Origin of the sequence: Anaerocolumna sedimenticola (assembly GCF_009931695.1) — a bacterium.
In the GTDB taxonomy this organism is placed as follows: Bacteria; Bacillota; Clostridia; order Lachnospirales; family Lachnospiraceae; genus Anaerocolumna; species Anaerocolumna sedimenticola.
Window position 1 is genome coordinate 3,310,834 of the sequence record NZ_CP048000.1, and the last position, 19,709, is coordinate 3,330,542.

18 protein-coding genes and 1 other annotated feature are annotated in these 19,709 nt (G+C 37.1%); of the genes, 17 read left to right on the forward strand and 1 reads right to left on the reverse strand.

The window, feature by feature from the left end:
* Nucleotides 1-68 precede the first annotated feature (68 nt).
* From Ana3638_RS14605 to Ana3638_RS14625, 5 genes are all read left to right on the forward strand, one after another.
* The gene (locus Ana3638_RS14605; RefSeq protein ID WP_161838685.1) at nucleotides 69-2,594 is read left to right on the forward strand and encodes a glycyl radical protein; all 2,526 of its coding nucleotides are present in this window, start codon (nucleotides 69-71) and stop codon (nucleotides 2,592-2,594) included.
* Between the two features lie 91 nt (nucleotides 2,595-2,685).
* On the forward strand, nucleotides 2,686-3,477 hold the full coding sequence (locus Ana3638_RS14610) for a glycyl-radical enzyme activating protein (protein WP_161838686.1): 792 nt from the start codon (nucleotides 2,686-2,688) through the stop codon (nucleotides 3,475-3,477).
* Between the two features lie 109 nt (nucleotides 3,478-3,586).
* Complete coding sequence (locus Ana3638_RS14615; RefSeq protein ID WP_202621642.1) at nucleotides 3,587-3,928, forward strand: BMC domain-containing protein; 342 nt, start codon at nucleotides 3,587-3,589, stop codon at nucleotides 3,926-3,928.
* Complete coding sequence (locus Ana3638_RS14620; protein ID WP_161838688.1) at nucleotides 3,925-4,368, forward strand: EutP/PduV family microcompartment system protein; 444 nt, start codon at nucleotides 3,925-3,927, stop codon at nucleotides 4,366-4,368. Before Ana3638_RS14615 ends, Ana3638_RS14620 begins: the two co-directional genes overlap by 4 nt.
* A 59-nt stretch (nucleotides 4,369-4,427) precedes the next feature.
* Nucleotides 4,428-5,384 (forward strand): AraC family transcriptional regulator, encoded by a 957-nt coding sequence (locus Ana3638_RS14625; protein ID WP_161838689.1) that lies wholly within the window; start codon nucleotides 4,428-4,430, stop codon nucleotides 5,382-5,384.
* Between the two features lie 111 nt (nucleotides 5,385-5,495).
* Here Ana3638_RS14625 and Ana3638_RS14630 read toward each other — a convergent pair whose 3' ends face one another.
* Nucleotides 5,496-7,190, reverse strand: coding sequence for a S8 family peptidase (locus Ana3638_RS14630; protein WP_161838690.1), 1,695 nt, complete (start codon nucleotides 7,188-7,190; stop codon nucleotides 5,496-5,498).
* A 252-nt stretch (nucleotides 7,191-7,442) separates the two neighbouring features.
* Here Ana3638_RS14630 and Ana3638_RS14635 point away from each other — a divergent pair, with 252 nt between their 5' ends.
* The 12 genes from Ana3638_RS14635 (at nucleotide 7,443) to Ana3638_RS14690 (ending at nucleotide 19,674) form a co-directional block, all read left to right on the forward strand.
* The gene (locus Ana3638_RS14635) at nucleotides 7,443-8,087 is read left to right on the forward strand and encodes an SGNH/GDSL hydrolase family protein (RefSeq protein WP_161838691.1); all 645 of its coding nucleotides are present in this window, start codon (nucleotides 7,443-7,445) and stop codon (nucleotides 8,085-8,087) included.
* A 206-nt stretch (nucleotides 8,088-8,293) separates the two neighbouring features.
* The gene (locus Ana3638_RS14640; protein WP_161838692.1) at nucleotides 8,294-8,749 is read left to right on the forward strand and encodes a hypothetical protein; all 456 of its coding nucleotides are present in this window, start codon (nucleotides 8,294-8,296) and stop codon (nucleotides 8,747-8,749) included.
* Nucleotides 8,750-8,881: 132 nt separating this feature from the next.
* Nucleotides 8,882-9,868 carry a sugar ABC transporter substrate-binding protein gene (locus tag Ana3638_RS14645; RefSeq protein WP_161838693.1) on the forward strand — a complete coding sequence of 329 codons (987 nt, stop codon included), beginning with the start codon at nucleotides 8,882-8,884 and terminating at the stop codon, nucleotides 9,866-9,868.
* A 31-nt stretch (nucleotides 9,869-9,899) separates the two neighbouring features.
* Entirely contained in the window at nucleotides 9,900-11,405 is a 1,506-nt protein-coding gene (locus Ana3638_RS14650) for a sensor histidine kinase (protein WP_161838694.1), read from the forward strand.
* Nucleotides 11,406-11,419: 14 nt separating this feature from the next.
* The gene (locus Ana3638_RS14655) at nucleotides 11,420-11,815 is read left to right on the forward strand and encodes a response regulator (RefSeq protein ID WP_161838695.1); all 396 of its coding nucleotides are present in this window, start codon (nucleotides 11,420-11,422) and stop codon (nucleotides 11,813-11,815) included.
* Between the two features lie 109 nt (nucleotides 11,816-11,924).
* Nucleotides 11,925-12,980, forward strand: coding sequence for a sugar ABC transporter substrate-binding protein (locus tag Ana3638_RS14660; RefSeq protein WP_202621500.1), 1,056 nt, complete (start codon nucleotides 11,925-11,927; stop codon nucleotides 12,978-12,980).
* Nucleotides 12,981-13,484: 504 nt separating this feature from the next.
* On the forward strand, nucleotides 13,485-14,420 hold the full coding sequence (locus Ana3638_RS14665) for an NYN domain-containing protein (RefSeq protein ID WP_161838696.1): 936 nt from the start codon (nucleotides 13,485-13,487) through the stop codon (nucleotides 14,418-14,420).
* 86 nt (nucleotides 14,421-14,506) lie between these two features.
* Nucleotides 14,507-14,753 (forward strand) — a binding site (T-box leader).
* A gap of 143 nt (nucleotides 14,754-14,896) precedes the next feature.
* Nucleotides 14,897-16,351 (forward strand): anthranilate synthase component I, encoded by a 1,455-nt coding sequence (gene trpE, locus Ana3638_RS14670; protein WP_161838697.1) that lies wholly within the window; start codon nucleotides 14,897-14,899, stop codon nucleotides 16,349-16,351.
* Entirely contained in the window at nucleotides 16,348-16,938 is a 591-nt protein-coding gene (locus tag Ana3638_RS14675) for an anthranilate synthase component II (protein ID WP_161838698.1), read from the forward strand. The genes trpE and Ana3638_RS14675 overlap by 4 nt, the downstream gene beginning before the upstream one ends.
* Before the next feature lie 235 nt (nucleotides 16,939-17,173).
* On the forward strand, nucleotides 17,174-18,181 hold the full coding sequence (gene trpD / locus Ana3638_RS14680) for an anthranilate phosphoribosyltransferase (protein ID WP_161838699.1): 1,008 nt from the start codon (nucleotides 17,174-17,176) through the stop codon (nucleotides 18,179-18,181).
* Nucleotides 18,182-18,269: 88 nt separating this feature from the next.
* On the forward strand, nucleotides 18,270-19,061 hold the full coding sequence (gene trpC / locus Ana3638_RS14685) for an indole-3-glycerol phosphate synthase TrpC (RefSeq protein WP_161838700.1): 792 nt from the start codon (nucleotides 18,270-18,272) through the stop codon (nucleotides 19,059-19,061).
* On the forward strand, nucleotides 19,048-19,674 hold the full coding sequence (locus tag Ana3638_RS14690; RefSeq protein ID WP_161838701.1) for a phosphoribosylanthranilate isomerase: 627 nt from the start codon (nucleotides 19,048-19,050) through the stop codon (nucleotides 19,672-19,674). Before trpC ends, Ana3638_RS14690 begins: the two co-directional genes overlap by 14 nt.
* The last annotated feature ends 35 nt before the right edge of the window (nucleotides 19,675-19,709 follow it).

Consider the following 19,709-nt stretch of genomic DNA (forward strand, 5'->3'; position numbering starts at 1 on the left):
AGAGGTGCTCATTCCAAGCTTCTTTCTTTATTTAAAAGCATGTTAAAGCATGCAGATGGGAGCACAGTATGAAGAAATATAATGATATGGAAATTACAAAAAGTCCTAGAATAACGAAATTAGTGGAAGCCTTATATGCCAATATGCCGGAAATTGAAGCAGACCGGGCGTATTTACTTACGGAGAGTTATAAGCAGACTGAAGCAGAGCCAATTATTATTCGTCGTGCGAAGGCTTTTGAACATATCCTTAAATATATTCCTATAACTATAAGGGAGAATGAATTGATTGTCGGCAGTGCAACAAAGGCTCCCAGAGGATGTCAGGTGTTCCCTGAATTTTCTTATTCCTGGCTGGAAGAAGAATTTGATACCATCAGCACCCGTACTTCCGATCCATTCTTTATTTCAGATGAGACAAAGAAAATTCTTCATGAAGTATATAAATATTGGCAGGGTAAAACGACCAGTGAACTGGCAACTGCTTATATGGCACCGGAAGCAAAACAGGCAATTGATCATAATATTTTTACACCCGGTAATTATTTTTATAACGGTGTAGGACATGTCACTGTTTCCTATGAAAAAATTCTCTCGGTTGGTTATGAGGGTATTATAAAAGAAGCACAGGCTGCCATGGATAGTCTAAAAGCTTCCGATATGGATTATGTGAAACGCCATGGATTTCTTGAGGCAGTAATAACAAGTTGTCAGGCTGCAATCGATTATGCTCACCGTTATGCTGAACTTGCTTTGGAAGAAGCGAGCAGCTGTCAGGATACGGCCCGGAAAGCAGAACTTTTACTTATTGCAGAAAATTGTGCGAAAGTTCCGGGAAAAGGGGCAGCTAGCTTTTATGAAGCATGCCAGTCATTCTGGTTTGTACAGATGTTATTACAGGTAGAATCCAGCGGTCATTCCATCTCACCGGGACGTTTTGACCAATACATGTATCCTTATTATGAAGCAGACATAAAAACAGGCAGAATAACACGTGAATTTGCTCAGGAATTAATGGATTGTATCTGGGTTAAGTTAAATGATTTAAATAAAGCCCGTGATGCTGCTTCTGCAGAAGGTTTTGCCGGATACAGCTTATTCCAGAATCTTATCGCAGGAGGACAAAATAAAGAAGGCGTTGATGTAACAAACGATTTATCCTTTATGTCCATTGAGGCCTCCATGCATGTAGGACTTCCCCAGCCATCTTTATCCGTCAGGGTATGGAACGGAACTCCTTTTGAATTTATGATGAAAGCAGCGAAATTAACCCGTACCGGAATTGGACTTCCTGCTTATTATAATGATGAGGTAATCATCCCTGCTTTAGTAAACCGTGGTTTAACTTTGGCAGATGCAAGGGAATATAACATAATCGGCTGCGTGGAACCGCAAAAAGCCGGCAAAACAGACGGATGGCATGATGCAGCTTTCTTTAATATGTGCAGACCTTTGGAATTAGTTTTTTCCAACGGTATGGATAAAGGTGTTCAGATCAGCATCCAGACCGGTGAAGTAGAAAATATGAATTCTTTTGAAGAATTCTTCGAAGCATACCAGAAACAGATGAATTATATGATCGGGCTTTTGGTCAATGCGGATAATGCAATTGATGTTGCCCATGCAGAGAGATGTCCGCTTCCGTTCTTATCCAGTATGATCGAAGATTGTATCGGACGGGGCAAGAGTGTTCAGGAAGGCGGAGCAGTATATAACTTTACCGGACCTCAGGGATTTGGAATTGCTAATATGACAGATTCTCTATATGCCATTAAAAAATTAGTATTTGAAGAAAAGAAATTAACTCTTTCACAATATAAAAAAGCTCTGGAAATGAATTATGGAAAAGGACTTGATAAAAATGTTGCAGAGAAAGTCACTATGGAAATCGTTCAGAAATTGGTAAACAGCGGACAAAAAGTGACGGAAAAAGAAATTGCTGATATTTTTACTATCGCATTAAACGGTGGTATCTCAAAGGAAGAAAAACAAAAGTATGAGAATTTACTGGATATGATAGCAGAAATTCCTAAGTACGGTAACGATATAGCGGAAGTGGATGAATTTGCAAGAGAAGTTGCCTATACTTATACCAAACCGTTAGAAACTTATAGAAACCCCCGTGGTGGACAGTATCAGGCAGGTCTGTATCCCGTATCAGCCAATGTACCTTTAGGAGCACAAACCGGAGCAACCCCGGATGGACGACTTGCTTTCACCCCTGTTGCAGACGGTGTTTCACCATCCTCAGGCAAGGATACCCACGGACCAACAGCAGCAGCAAATTCCGTGGCAAAACTGGATCATTTCATTGCGTCCAACGGAACATTATTTAACCAGAAATTCCATCCGTCAGCCTTAAGTGGTGTAAAAGGGCTTGAAAACTTTATTTCCCTGATTCGTGCTTATTTTGATCAGAAAGGCAGCCATATGCAGTTTAATGTCGTAAGCCGTGATACTTTACTGGATGCACAAAAGCATCCTGAAAATTATAAAAGCCTGGTGGTACGTGTTGCCGGATACAGTGCTTTATTTACTTCTCTTTCGAGATCACTGCAGGACGATATTATTGCGAGAACAGAGCAAGGCTTTTAAAGTATTAATGGGAAGTTGTTACCAGAAACAATCCTCTTAGTACAGACTTATAAATGCCGGATTACAGATTTAAACACATTAGGAGGAGCAGATGGAAATGGATATAATGAAAGTTAAGGGACGAATATTTGATATACAAAGGTTTTCTATCCATGACGGACCTGGAATACGAACCATTATCTTCTTAAAAGGCTGTGTGCTCCGATGTAAATGGTGTTGTAATCCGGAATCCCAGGAATACGACATACAAACTATGATGGTACAGGGAAAACCAAAAATCATCGGCAGGGATGTTACTGTGGAAGAAGTGATGGAAGAAATTAAAAAAGATCTTCCATACTACCGTAGAAGCGGCGGCGGAGTGACATTATCCGGCGGAGAGGCACTTTGCCAGCCGGAATTTGCTACGGCACTTTTACAGGCCTGTAAGGAATATGGTATTAATACGGCTATTGAAAGCACAGGATACGCCGATTTTAACGTGATTGAAAAGTATCTGCCTTACCTTGATGTATATTTAATGGATATTAAACATGTAAACAGCGCAAAACATGAGAAGTTTACTTCAAAATCCAACGAGTTGATATTGGAAAATGCCAGGAAAATTGCCGAAACCGGTGCAAATCTGATAATACGGGTACCGGTGATACCAACCTTTAATCATACGATAGAGGAAATTAAGGACATAGCTGCTTTTGCAAAATCCCTTCCAGGGGTAAAAGAATTGCATTTACTTCCTTATCATCGGTTAGGACAGGATAAATATGAGGGACTTGGCAGGGAATATACTTTAGCTTCTATTGAGCCACTAAGTAAGGAGTATATGGAAGAGTTGTTAGAAGCAGCAAAACTATCCGGCTTGTTATGTCAGATCGGCGGATAACCATATAATAAATAAAGCAGATCAGGATAACAGACAGAATTCAGAAAACTAACTGATGCTTTTGGAGGATATTTTGAATATTCAGGATATATTAACCAACGACAATAAAATGAGAATCATTCAGGAAATTGTACCGGGAAAACAAATTACTATTGCCCATGTTATTGCTAACCCTGATACGATTTTATATAAAAAACTGGGGTTAAATCCCGAGGTGGATTATTCGAAATCTGCTATCGGCATTGTAACAATGACTCCCAGTGAAACCGCAATTATTGCAAGTGATATTGCGATGAAGACATCCGGCGTGGAATTAGGTTTTGTAGACCGTTTCAGTGGAACCTTAATTGTTACCGGTTCTGTTTCCGAGGTTGAAACTTCACTAAATGCAGTAGTAGATTATGCAAGAGAAAAATTACATTTTACCGTTTGTGAAATTACGAGAACATGAAAAAAATAATTTTAATGGGCAGAAGTGAATGCGGAAAAACTACCTTGACGCAGGCTTTAAGGGGAGAACAGATTAACTATCAGAAAACGCAATACATGAATCATTATGATTTAATTATCGATACTCCCGGCGAATATGCGGAAAATAAAGTCTTAGCCGGTGCCTTAGCCTTGTATGCTTATGAAGCAGATGTTGTGGGGCTTTTACTTAGCGCTACGGAACAATATTCTCTGTACAGCCCTAATATCACCAGTTTAGTAAACCGGGAAGTAATTGGCATAGTAACTCAGATTGACCAACCGGATGCAAATACAGCAAGGGCAATGGAATGGCTTAAGCTTACCGGATGTAAGAAGATATTTTTTGTCAGTGCCTGTACCGGAGAAGGAATTGATAAACTATTAAATTATTTAAATGAAAATGAACAGGCTGAACAGTAATACATCATGTTCAGCCTTTCTTAGAATATTGGTACATTTTATGGGATGGTGGTGATATCATGAATACGGATTTATTACAAATATTAGAGAAAATAACAAAGGAAGAGGAACTGATTTTATCCGGAAGAAATTCCGTAGTTAAAAATTTGTATACGACCAAAAAAGACTTTATTATTGACAGCAAAAAAATGCTTGAAAAAGGAAAATTAATTGATGTAAGAACCCACACCAGGTTTACCCATTTCCCGAAGCATAAACATAATTTTGTTGAAATTATTTATATGTGTAAAGGAAGCACTACCCATATTATAAATGATATCAGTCAGGTAGTTCTTGAAGAGGGTGATTTATTATTTTTAAATCAGAATGCTTATCAGGAAATTTTACCTGCCGGAGAACAGGATATCGCTATTAATTTTATTGTATTACCGGAATTTTTCGATGTGGCTTTCAGTATGCTTAAAGGAGAAAATATGCTGAAAGATTTTATTGTTGATTCCTTACGGCAGGATACCGGAAAGTCAAGTTATCTGCATTTTAAAGTAGCGAATATATTACCCATACAAAATCTCATTGAAAATATGATCTGGTCGTTGATGAATAAACAGCCGAATAATCATAAAATCAATCAGACAACCATGGGTTTATTATTTTTGCAGCTGCTTAATTATACAGATAAAATCGAACAGTCGAAAAATGATCCCTATGATAATTATATGACGCTGTCAGTACTTCGTTATATTGAGGAAAATTACAGGGAGGCAAGCCTTACAAAACTTGCCGAAGATTTAAACCAATCAGTTTATTCCTTAAGTAAATTAATTAAACGGAATACCGGACATACTTATAAAGAACTGCTGCAAGTGAAACGCTTTAATAAAGCGGTGGAATTACTGACAAATACAGAATTATCAGTATCGGATATTATTGCAGTGGTAGGTTATGATAATACAAGTTATTTCCACCGGATTTTTAAAGAAAAATATCAAATGACTCCAAAACAGTTCAGGATGTAATAAAAGCAGGTATTGGGAAACTATATTATTTTCTGAATATACCATGCAATTAATACGAATTTCATAGCTTCAGTTACCCGTCTGGCAAGCTTTTGCCCCATTTTGCATTTTTTATTCTCCGCTTAAACTTTCAAAAGTACCGTAAATATTAACAATACCATAACCCCATTCCTGATTGGGATAGGTCACGGCAGGATTCCTGGTTACGCCACGTATTAAATATTTTTTGATCTGATAAGTGTCCATGGAGCGGTCATTACCTCTTACAATTCCCCATTCAAGCAGCATAGCGGCAACACCGGTCAAATAAGCAGCGGCAATGCTGGTGCCAGAAGCTAATCCATACTGGCTGCCAGGTAAGGGAGAATAGATATTCACACCTGGTGCGGCTACATCAGGATTAATTATTTCATACCGTGTGTAACCTCTGCTGGCATCCAAATAAAGACTTTGATTGACCGGATTATAAGCTGTCACAGTAACGGAAGATAAGTTATTTCCAGGATCCGTTATGGTCGTAAATTGATTTGGCAGTAGAAAAAAAGTGTCTTCGGAGATAAAACCCCGGCATGGAAGCCATATATGAAATCCGGAAGTGGTTTTTGATCCGTAGACTTTGATTTTCCATATACCCGGAGCAGGTTTTCTGAATCGAATCAGAATCAGTTCATCACCTGTTTGTGCTTCTACAATTACATAATCTACAATAATATTAGTACTTTCAAAAATAAATCTGATATTTCTAAATTCTCCTAAACGTGCAGGGATACGGGGGATATATTCTCCGGAGGGAGAAATAATATCAATGGAATAAGTCCCTGGAGTATTACCCCATAATTCCATGGAAAAATTATTTTCGTTATTTCCAATCTTTAATTCTACCAGGGTGCTGCCGATTGATTTATCAATTTCACCATAAAAATGATGTTTGGTATTACCTTCATTACCAACTGCGGTAATCATGGCTACTCCCACCTGATTGGAGTAAGATGATATCAGGTCATTTAAGGGTCCTAATCCTTCATGGCTTCCCTGGTTGGTTCCTAATCCGATACATATGGCAATGGGACGGTTTAATTTTCGAGCTGTATTAACCAAATAGGTTAAACCAAACATAATATCATTTTCCTGATAGCAAATTGCGTTATCAGGTACTCCAAAATAATCTTTTACATATGGCTTTGCAGGTTTTAGCTTTACAATAACATATTCTGAAAAAGGAACAACTCCTGAAAAATCAGAGGTTTCAGTGGGTACTCCGCCTGCAAGGCCTGCCAGTGTTGTTCCATGGCCGGATTCGTCAATACTTGGAACGATGCTAAGTGGCGTGTCACTCTGAATGGCAGCATTAATCTGATCTCTTGTATATTCCGTTCCATAAAAAAAGATATCGGAAGAAGCCTGCATATTTTCAATGGTTTGATCCCAGATAGAAACAATTCTGGTAGTCCGGTCCGTATACTGAAACAGTGGATTGAGATAATCGATTCCAGTATCTATAAAACCCAACAGAACACCATTTCCTTTCAGAGATAAAGGTGATTTTTGAAGTCTTAATACACCCATTTCCTCAAGACTTAAAATATCCAGCAGAGAATAAAGTTTTGGTATGACGGAATAAGCAACTGAGCCGGTTAACCTGTCTGGAATTCTGGAAAGAGGAACATAAACTGCAGCATATTTATAATTTATATAATTTAGAGTCTCACCCGCAAATCTTGCATATTCTTCTGAGCTGACGGCATATTCAACAATACCATCTGTAAAATCGTTACTGACTATTTTCTTTCTTTCTTCCTCATTCATCCTAAAACTACTTTCAGATTAATAAAGTTTATTTATTATATGAAAATTGATGAAAAAGATATCTTTAAAAATGGAGGAGAACGGTATTTTAGTCAGCCCTCGAAATTTATGAAATAAAGATTAGAATCGATTCGACATTGTTCTTTATGGTAAAAACTGTTATACTTAAACTATGAATTAAAGCAGTTTTTCAAAATGATTTGGAGGTCCCAGTCATAAGAACAAAAAAACAAAAGCAGATAGGAGATTATCATGAAAGAGATATATAAAAAAGGACAAATAGTTTTATTTCAAGGAGATAGTATAACCGACTGCGGAAGAAACAGAGAAGACATTACTTCACTATCGGAAGGATATCCGGGTGTTATAGCTAACATGTATAACCTTTTGTTTCCTGATAATGGAGTTACTTTTATTAATAAAGGAATTTCCGGCAACAGGGTTAAAGATCTGGTAGAGCGTTATGACGAAGATTTTAAGAGTATAAAGCCTGATTTTATTTCTATTCTAATCGGAATCAACGATACCTGGAGAAGGTATGACAGCAATGATCCCACCAGTACGGAAGAATATGAGAAAAACTATAGGTTCCTTTTAGAAAAGATTAAGACAGATCTGCCTGATTGCAGGATTATGATTATGGAGCCTTTTGTCTTATATTCCCTGCCTGACCGCGAACAGTGGAGGGAAGACCTGAATCCCAAAATACAGGTAGCCAGAAAACTTGCTAAGGAATATGCGGATTACTATTTACCATTAGATGGTATCTTTGCAAAAGCTGAAGTGGAGGATTATACCTGTAATCAGATAACTGAGGATGGAGTTCATCCAAGTGCAATCGGACATAGTATCATCGCTAAGGAATATCTCAAGGCTTTGGCAAAGGGAAGTTTTTAATCAGTAAAACTACATAAAACTTTATATAAAAGAATAATAACCCCCAATATTATATGGACATTTCCATTTAATGTTGGGGGTATTATATATGAATATTCAGAATACAATAACTTATGTACTGCCTTGCTATTGTATTCAATTTTATGATAAAATAGGTTTAATAAATTGACGAATTTAGGTGATTTCAACATAAATGGAGGAAGAAAATGAATAAGCAGGTTAAAAAACTGAATAAAAATAACTTTAATAAAAGTACAGGCTCATCTAAAATAAATACCGAACAGGATATAAAACAGAAGGTTACCATTACAGATTGGTATTATATGACTCCTGGGGATGTAAATGCAAAAATGATAGCGGACAGGCTTAAAATAAACGGTTTTTCGGAGGTTGAATTATGGGAGGAAATGAATATACTTCAGATAGAATTAGCGGATAAGAAAACGGTTGATTTTGAACCGGTGGAATATTCCTTTAAAGATCCGTCCGATGTATCTTTTATTAAAAACCGTAATATAAAAACCATTTTTGCAGTTACATTGGAGGAAGGAAATATTGAGCTATTTAGACCTGTTTTAAAGATACTTTTGGAAGAATGGGAAGGTTTTCTTTGTGCTGACAGTATTGATTTTAAGCCGATTTATGGAAAAGGTGATGTATAATGAAGTACGGGAAAGCCAATTCAAAAAATAAATATTTGCTTATTTTTACCTCATGCAATACAATGAAACAAGGATAGATAAAATTGTAAATATGTAAGGTGAGTAAGGTCACGGAAAGTATAGGTAGAAGTAATGATAAGATGGATTTTTGGAATGTTATTTGGAATGCTTCTTTTGATTTCAGTAATGTTTGGCCAGCTCTTATATAATGCCAGTGAAGATAAGGGGAAACAGGAACCCATAGAAAAACCGGAATATCATCTCCAAATCATTGTACAGAATACGGACGAATACTTTTGGAACTTTTTTAAAGAAGGAGCCAAAGCAGCAGAAGAGGAGTATGGTGTTTATGTGGAATTTGTTCCGGTATCCAGGAAAGATGCCGGTGTAATTAAAGAAGCAGTTGAGAAAGGAATTAATGCAGGAGTGGATGGAATTGCATTTCAGCCTGCGGACACGAAACAGACAAAGGATATTGTTGCGGAAGCCAAAAAACGGGAGATTGCACTCCTTACCTATGAAAATGACAGTTTTAATATTCCCAATACGCCAATGGTAGGCTCCAGCAGTTATAACATTGGAACTATGGCAGGAAATATGGCCGTGAATGCTACTAACGGAAAAAGCAATGTGGTGGTTATTATGAATGAAGCCGGTGAACAGGGGGATGTTCTATATCGTAATTTATTAATTCAGGGTATTATGGAAGCCTTTTCAAAATACAGTACAATCAATATAAAAGAGATATTTACTCTGGATAAAGATATGTTTGAAGCGGAGAGAGTTACCTCCTCTATTATTTCAGACGTAAAAAATGTAGATTTAATTATTTGTTTCGATGAAAGAAGTACTCCGGCAGTTGCACAGGTATTAGTGGATAATAATATGGTTGGTGATGTTAAAATAATAGGATATGGATTTATGCCCCAGACTCTGGATTATATTGAACGAGGTGTTATTTATGGAACGGTTTGCCCCAATGCCTACGAAATCGGATATTATACGGTAAAACAATTGGCTCAGAGTCTTAAGGGGGAACAAATCAGCGATTATACACCAACGGAGGTTTATTCCATAGATGCAAAAAATGTTAATGAATATAACAACGTAATAAAATAACCGTAGTGTCATTTTAAGGGGAATTAAGAATATGAAGGAAAAACAGGGACTTACGTATCGAACAAAGCTGATTGGTTTCTTTTTACTGGCAACTGTTATAACAACTTTGGTAGGTTTATATAATTATACTTCATCACGGGTTTTAATGAAAAATATGACGGATATGCTAAATAAAAGCCAGGAACTGACCACGGTTTATAATGAATTAGACCAGATTCAGAATAATCTGGAGGTATATCTGTCAACCAGAAGTTCGGACAGCCTGCAGTCTTTTTATGACCACAGCAATTCCATATCATACAATAACAGTATTTTAAAATCCGATGCAGGTTATTCAGACAGAGGTATTAAGATTAAAAACTTGACCGGTATGGTAGATCATTACCTGAAAATATTGGATGAGACGGTAGTGGATAAAAGAAATAAAAAAATCAACGAATATACCGCGGGGTATCAGGAAGCAGTAAAAGAATATAATTATATCGGGAATTATATACAGGAAATCATGAGTACGGATTTAAGTGACAGTGCCCAGAAATATATTGATCTTAAGAAAGAAGCCGATCAGACGGCAATGATTAACTATTTTCTCTTTGGTATTACCATTATATTAATTTCTGTTATTTTAGTTTTATTCAGTATTGAAATTACCAAACCTATTTCCAAGTTGGTTTCTTATGCAAAAGAGGTTTCCGACGGTAATTTTGACGTGGAGATTACCGATGAAAAGACAAGCAGTGAAATCAGTATTCTATACCAGACTTTTCATAGAATGACGATAAGCATTAAGGAATATGTAAATGAGTTAAAAGAAAAACAGAGGTTGGAACGTACCTTAATTGAAGAAAAATTGGACAATCTGAAGATGAAAAATGCGCTTCATGAAGCGGAATTGTTGGCGTTACAGTCTCAGGTAAATCCACATTTTATCTTTAATTCCATTAATATCGGGGCAAAGGTTGCAATGCTTCAGGGGGATGATATCACCTGTGAGTATCTGGAAAATTTTGCGGATATCTTCCGTTATAATTTAAAGGGGTTGGATTATAACGCGACCTTACAGGAAGAAATCAATAATGTTGTCGCGTATATGAATTTGTTGATAACCAGATTCGGTGATATTATTGATTTTCGTCTAGCGGAGCCGGAGGATGACAGTATAAAAAACTTCATTATACCAAGAATGACTTTACAGCCTTTAGTAGAAAATGCGTATATCCACGGTGTCAGTAAGTTTGAGGATGGCGGTACCATTGAACTGAAAACAGCGAAAGATGAAAACCGGTTATACATTACCATTTCCAATACCGGAGATGAATTTCCGGAGGAAACGATAGAATCGATTTTAAACCGTAAATTAAAAGCACAGAAAGAAACGTCAAAAAAGGGACATACAACAGGTATAGGGTTAGATAATGTATTAAATCGTCTTCGATTATTTTACGAAGAAAATAATGTGATGAATATAACCTGTGTAAATGGAAAAACCAATGTAATATTATCATTGCCGCTTAACTTTAAGAAAGAAACAAAATAGAGGTCGACAGGAAAATGTATAAAGTATTAGTAGTTGATGATGAACCGATAGCGGTTGAATCCGTAGTATATATGATAAAAAAGAATTTTGAATCAATTGATATCGTAGGAACCTCCCGCTCAGGGAAGGATGCAATAGAAAAAGCACATAATCTTCACCCTGATATTATCATTATGGATATTAATATGCCCGGAATGAATGGACTGGATGCAATGAAGGAGATAAGACTGCATATTCCGAATGTAAGTTTTATTGTTATCTCGGCTTACGACTATTTTGCCGAAGCGGAAGTAATGGGTATCGAAGAATATATATTAAAGCCGGTGAAAGAAGTGAAATTCATAGAAACTCTAAATAGAGCATTAAGTAAAATCATACTAGCTCCCATGCTTTTTGGGCATAAATCGTGAAGAATAGCGTTTTTTGCTATTCTTTTAATGGCTCGCATGTTCTTGGCGAGACTATTCATACTATGAAAATGATATGCTAAGATTTTTAAGTTTTTAAGAGGAGGGTTTTATGGGAAAGAAAAATCGAATGCCAAAACTCGCAGTATTTATGATTTTTGTCATTAGTACGGCGGTTATGTTTGGGTGCAGCAGAAAAGATGAACTACCGAAAGGTCCGGAGAAAGAGAAAAAGATCGTCGTTGGTTTATCACTGGGAACTTTAATGGAGGACAGGTGGATCAGAGACAGGGACATATTTATGTCTAAAGCCCAGCAGGAGAGAATTGAAGTCATAGTAAATAATGCAAATAAGGATTCTGACCTTCAGTACAAACAGGTGCAGGAGATGATTAAGCAGGGTATCGATGTACTTGTAATTGCTCCCAATGACAGTAATAAAGAGGCGAGATGCGTTAAGGCTGCCAAAGATAAGAATATACCGGTAATATCCTACGACCGCTTAGTTCATGACAGTAATGTGGATGTATATATTTCCTTTGACAACAATCAGGTAGGTAAAATAATGGCTACGTACCTGACGGACCATGTGCCGGAAGGCGGTTATATCATGATCGGAGGTTCTGAAAATGACAGTAACAGTAAAATGTTATACGAAGGAGCAATGAGTGTATTAAAACCATTCATTGATAACAATAAGATACAGATATTGGCGCAGACCTGGGTGGACGGATGGATAAGAGAAACTGCCTATAATTTTTTATTTGAGGAGTTAAAAACACATAAGGATGACGTGAAAGCCATCATCTGTGGAAACGATTCCCTGGCCTGGGGGGCAATTGATGCATTGTCGGAAGCACAAATCGCTGAAAATGTGCAGGTGGCAGGACAGGATGCGGATTTAGTTGCCTGTCAGAGAATCGTTACAGGGAAACAGGCTTTAACCGTATATAAACCAATAAAAGATCTGGTAGAAAAAACCGTGGAACTATGCGTGAAGCTTGTAAACGGAGAGAAAATAGAAAGTGATGGTACCATCAATGACGGAACGTATGATGTACCATACATATTTATTGGAGTACAGGCTGTAACAAAAGATAATATTGACGAGACGGTTATAAAAGACGGTTTTCATCTGTATGAAGATGTTTATCAAATAAAAAATTAAGTAATAATAATATCTTTTATTGCGGTGGTTCGTTTTTTAATTTTTAAAGAAAATAAAAGGAAAATATTGCTATTTTCCATTGAATAAGGTATGATTACTATAGTAATTAATAAGGGGATATATTTATTTTAGTATAAATTTTATTATTTTGGAATTAATGCAAATATGTAGGGAGTGCGAACTATATAGTTTTCTGAAAATACCATACAATTGATACTTGTAGCTTCAGTTGCCCTCTTGGACAGATTTGGCTCTGAAATTGTATTAATTGCAAGGTATATAGATACAATAGTGGAGTTCCGCAATTACCGAAATATAAATATGAGAGGAAAAAACATAATTTATGAAACTGGAGAGAAATAAATTAAATTCTAATAAGTTTTTCATATTGCCCCTATATATCCTTTATATTTTATTCACAGAAGTAATTTTAAGATTCAGTGTCAGCGATGTCTGGGACAGGCTGGTAGCAAATACCGTAAAGAATAATAAAAGGAGTATTTTATGACAGATGATAAGCGCTTTGCTGTTTTAATAGATGCTGATAATGTATCCGCAAAATATATTAAGAATATCCTGGATGAAATATCCAATTATGGTATCGCTACCTACAAAAGAATTTATGGGGATTGGACAAAATCCACAGCAGCTTCCTGGAAAGATGTTTTATTGGAAAATTCGGTGACACCGGTGCAGCAGTATGGTTATACAGTGGGCAAAAATGCCACGGATTCTGCTATGATTATAGATGCAATGGACATACTTTATTCCGGTAATGTAGAAGGCTTTTGTATTGTATCCAGTGACAGTGACTTTACCAAATTATCCTCAAGACTTCGGGAATCCGGTATGCTGGTGGTTGGTATGGGTGAAAAGAAAACCCCAAAACCATTTATAGCTGCATGCAATCAGTTTAAATATCTCGATGTTTTAGCAGCATCAGAGAAAAAAGGGATTGAGATGGAAGTATCTACTCTGCTTCCGGGTGAAAACACAGCAGAAGATAAGAACATAGATGCTAAGAAAACAGAGGATGGTACATTAAATAATAAAGAATCAAAAGGATTACTGTTAACAGAAACACCGGATATCGTTAAGAATATGACGGATCTTAGTGTAATTAAAGCCGCAATTATTAAGATGATGAATGAATCCGAAGAACAAAGTATGAATATGGGAGAATTGGGTAGCCGGCTGGTTAAAAGATATCCTGATTTTGACGTAAGAAATTATGGTGATACCAAATTGTCCAAATTCTTAAGAAAGTTTGACTTTCTTGAAATCAAAGCAATGGGCAAAGAAGGCTCTTCTATGTGGGTATCCCTAAAAACAGATTCGAACCAGAAAGAGGACGGAATTAATAATTCCGGTAATAAAAATTCCGTAAGTCCTCATAAAAACAGAAAAAGAAAAGTTTACAGAAAAAGGAAAAATGTATAATTATTTATATACTAAAAATGTATATTTATTTATATTTAACTATTGACAAATTAATGTACTAAAGTTATACTTAAGTCAATTTAATGATAAAACCGATGAGCAAGAGAAGTAGGTAAAAGAAATCTTACAGAGAGTCGCAGTATGGTGTGAATGCGATAAGACAGATTTTATTGAATGGACTTGTGAGGGTGGCTTGAAACCGTAAGGAAGTAGATGTCAACGGGAACCCCAACCGTTATCAGCGGGGTGTATATGATAGTATACAAACAGAGTGGATGTCTTATGGCATCAATATGGGTGGTATCGCAGAAGTTATTAGCTTTTGTCCCTTAGATTAAGGGATAAAGGCTTTTTTTTATTTCCATGAAAGCAAAGTGGGAGTTAGCAAGCTTGCTTTCAATAATTCCAACGCGTACCGAAGAAACTCGCAAAGCTTGTTTCTTTCGGACATATAGAAAATAAAAGGAGGACTTTAAATGAATGCCAGTTATGAAAAAATGCAGCAATACGAAACAGACTACAATTTAATACCCGTTTGTAAAGAAATCTTTGCTGATATTATTACGCCGATTATCTTATTAAGAAAATTAGCACAGGTAGATAGAAATTATTATCTATTGGAAAGTGTTGAGGGCGGAGAGCGATGGGGCAGGTACTCCTTTTTGGGGTTTAACCCGTTATTGCATCTAACCTGTGAGAATGGAGAGGTTACTGTTAAAAGCGGAGAAATAGTAACAAAAACAACGGAAGATCCGATGACAGTTCTAAGAGGACTTCTGAATAAATATAAATCACCTCATATTGACGGGTTACCGCCCTTTACCGGAGGTTTCGTAGGTTATTTTTCTTATGAAATGATAGGATATGCGGAACCGAAATTAAAAATTAAAACAAATAATTTTAAAGATTATGATTTAATGCTTTTTGATAAAGTGATAGCTTTTGATCACTTAAGACAAAAGATCAGCATTGTAGTCAATTATAAGTCGGAGGACAAAGAATTGGGTTACCATGCCGCCTTATTGGAAATTGAGAAAATTATTCATTTAATTAATGATCCCGCTCCTTTGCAGACATTAAAAGCTGACACCGCTCCCCAATTTACCTGCAATATTTCAAAAGAGACTTATTGTGAAATGGTGGAAAAGACTAAAAAATACATCCGTGAGGGTGATATTTTTCAGGCAGTAATATCCAGAAGATTTGAAGCGGATTATAACAGCAGTCTGTTAAATACTTACCGGGTATTAAGAACCACGAACCCATCCCCTTATATGTACTTTATACAATGCGAAGATGTTCAGATTACAGGGGCATCTCCAGAGACTATGATTAAGTTGGTGGACGGCAAATTAACTACATTTCCAGTAGCAGGAACCAGACCCCGGGGCAAAACGACAGACGATGATCGGGAACTGGAAAAGGAACTGCTTGCGGATGAGAAAGAGTTATCGGAACACAATATGCTGGTGGATTTAGCCAGAAATGATGTAGGTAAAATAGCTAAGTATGGCAGCGTTATGGTGGAAGAATATATGAAAATACACCGGTTTTCCAAAGTAATGCACATTGCTTCCGTAGTAACCGGCCAAATTGAAAAGAGTAAAGACAGCTGTGATACGGTAGCAGCACTGTTACCGGCAGGGACCTTATCCGGTGCACCCAAATTCAGGGCATGTGAAATAATTGATGAACTGGAACCCACACCCAGAGGTATTTATGGCGGTGCTATAGGGTATCTTGATTTCTCGGGTAATCTGGACGTATGTATTGCGATTCGGACAGCCGTGAAAAAGGGAAACAAAGTATATGTCCAGGCAGGTGCCGGTATTGTAGCCGATAGTGTTCCTGAGAAAGAATATGAGGAATGTGCGAATAAAGCCGGAGCAGTAATGGAAGCGATTAAGAAAGCTTGTGAGGTAGAGCTATGATTTTATTAATTGATAACTATGACAGTTTTTCCTATAATCTGGTACAGTTAATCGGAAGTATAATCGAAGAAAAAAAAGGTACTGATGTAAAAACTGAAATCAAAGTAATCCGTAATGATGAGCTAATGGTAAAAGAAATAAAAGCTTTAAAACCCTCCCACATCATTCTTTCTCCTGGACCAGGACGCCCGATGGATGCCGGAGTTTGTGAAGAGGTAGTGAAAGAAATGAAAGAAACAACGCCTATCTTAGGTGTATGTTTAGGACATCAGGCAATCTGTGAGGTATTTGGGGCAACCATAACTTATGCGAGTACCTTGATGCACGGAAAGCAAAGTATAGTAAAAGTTGAAACCGACAGCAGTATATTTAAAGGCCTCCCTGAAAAAATTACTGTAGGAAGATACCATTCTCTCGCAGCGAAACCGGATACTTTGCCGGAGGAGCTAAAAGTAACAGGTATAGCCGATGACGGAGACATCATGGCCGTAAAACATAAAAAATATGAAGTTTATGGCTTACAGTTTCATCCGGAATCCGTACTTACACCAAACGGTAAAAAAATGATGGAGAATTTTTTAAAGTAGTGAAATCCAATTTTAACAATCTTTTATTTAATAGAAGATGCAGGTTGAAAGAAAATAGGTAATTGGGAAACTATATAGTTTTTCGAATATACCATACAATTAATACTTATTTCCAGCTTCAGGTGCCCTCTGGGCAAGAATTGACCCAGAAACTGCATTAATTGCATGGTATAGAAACAATAGTGGAGTTTCGCAATCGCTTAAAAAAATATAAATAGAAAGGAAACCAGTAAAAATGATTAAAGAAGCTATTTATAAGATTACGAATAAGGAAAATCTGTCATACGAAATGGCAGAGAGTGTAATGGATGAAATCATGAGCGGTGAAGCCTCAGATATTCATATAGGAGCCTATCTGACAGGGCTTCGTATGAAAGGTGAAACCACCACGGAGATTACGGCAAGTGCGGCAGGTATGAGAAAACACTGCATACGACTGCTGCATAATATGGATGTACTTGAGATAGTGGGCACGGGGGGTGACGAAGCCTATACTTTTAATATATCCACAACGGCCTCCCTGGTTGTTTCCGCCGCAGGAATTCCGGTTGCGAAACACGGAAACCGTAGTGTATCCAGCAAATGCGGTGCAGCGGATGTGTTAGAAGCATTAGGAGTAAATATTATGATAAGTCCGGCAGAAAGTGCAGATGTTTTAAAAGAAATCGGATTATGTTTTATGTTCGCACAAAGTTATCATACAGCAATGAAATATGTTGCTCCGGTAAGAAGAGAACTGGGTATCCGCACAATATTTAATGTCTTAGGCCCGCTTGCAAACCCTGCAGGTGCCAATATGCAGCTTCTGGGAGTCTATGATGAAGCTCTGGTAGAACCGTTAGCAAAGGTATTAGCCAATCTGGGCGTAAAACGTGGGATCGTAGCTTATGGAAATGACGGAATTGATGAAATATCACTTAGTGCGCCAACAACCTGCTGTGAAATCCGTGACGGAAAAGTTATTTCCTATAAGCTGGAGCCAAAGAATTTTGGACTTTCTACATGCAAAAAAGAGGATTTAGTGGGCGGCGGACCGAAAGAAAATGCCGAGATTACGCTGGCTATCTTAAATGGAGAAAAAGGCCCGAAAAGAGATGCGGTGTTAATGAATGCAGCTGCCTGTATCTTTATGGTAAGAGATAATATTACTTTAAAAGAGGCCGTAGCAGAAGCTGCCGAAGTAATTGACAGCGGGAAGGCATTAGCCCAGCTGGAGAAATTTAAAGCACTTACGAATCGGTAAACTATCAGAGCTTCTATAAGGTAAAAAAATAAACGGAATATTAGCAAAAATAAAATTCAGGATAGTAAAACAGAAAGGTAAGGAAATTATGATACTGGATAAAATAGCAGAAGCCACAAAACGTCGGATACAAAATGACAAAAAGCAGATTCCACTGGAAGCCATAAAGCTGTTTGCAGAGAAAATGCCCCAATATACAGAATTTCCCTTTGAAATAGCCTTAAGAAACGGGGATATCAGTTTTATTTGTGAAGTAAAAAAAGCATCTCCCTCTAAAGGCATCATTACAGAAGATTTTCCTTATGTGGAGATTGCGAAAGATTATGAGCGGGCCGGGGCAAGCTGTATTTCCGTATTAACGGAACCGGATTTTTTTAAAGGTTGTAATGAATACCTGACAGAGATTAAGAAAAATGTAAATATCCCGGTACTCCGTAAGGATTTTATTCTTGAACCTTATCAGATCTATCAGGCTAAAATAATCGGAGCAGATTGTGTCTTGCTTATTTGTTCCCTGTTAGAGGAAAATATAATGAAAGAATATATTCATTTATGTGATAACTTAGGTCTTTCTGCCTTAGTGGAAGCCCATGATGAAGAGGAGATTGCAGCTGCGGTAAATGCAGGTGCAAGAATTATCGGTGTAAATAACCGGAACTTAAAAACCTTTGAAGTAGATATCCATAACAGTGAACGTCTCAGGAAATTGATACCCGGTAATATTCTGTTTGTCGCGGAAAGCGGTATTAAAACTGCTGATGATATTGAAGTATTAAGAGCTGCAAAGGTAAATGCCGTTTTAATCGGTGAAACCTTAATGCGAAGCCCGGACAAAAAGAAAATGTTAACTAAGTTAAGAGGCGGCTATGACAAAAATTAAAATATGCGGCTTGAAAAGGCCTGAGGATATATCCTATGTTAATAAATATCTCCCGGATTATATTGGTTTTGTATTTGCACAAAGCAAACGGATGGTGGACGATGCAACTGCCTTACAATTAAAGAGAGCTTTAGATAAACGAATAAAAGCGGTTGGCGTATTTGTAAATGAACCCATAGATCATATTACGGCATTATGCAGGAATAACATAGTAGATTTGGTACAATTGCATGGAGAGGAAGATGAAAGGTATATAAGGGAACTCAGGCAGCGAATTCCCAATGAGATTATTAAAGCAATCCGTGTAAAAGAACCTTTAGAGCTTGAAACCATACAAAAACTTCCCTGTAACCATATTCTTTTTGATACTTACATCAAGGAACAGTATGGCGGCAGCGGATTAACGTTTAACCGGGAATTAATACCGAAGAACAGCAAACCATTTTTTTTGGCAGGAGGGTTAAATGAAGACAACATACTAAAGGCAATAGAAGATTGTCACCCCTATTGTGTGGATATCAGCAGCGGAGTTGAAGCAAAGGGTATTAAGGATGAGATAAAAATTAAAGAAATAATAAAACTGGTACGAAGTCAGGACAAAGTACTGCATTAGCATATTTATGTAAGATAAAGAAAGGAATGATAGAA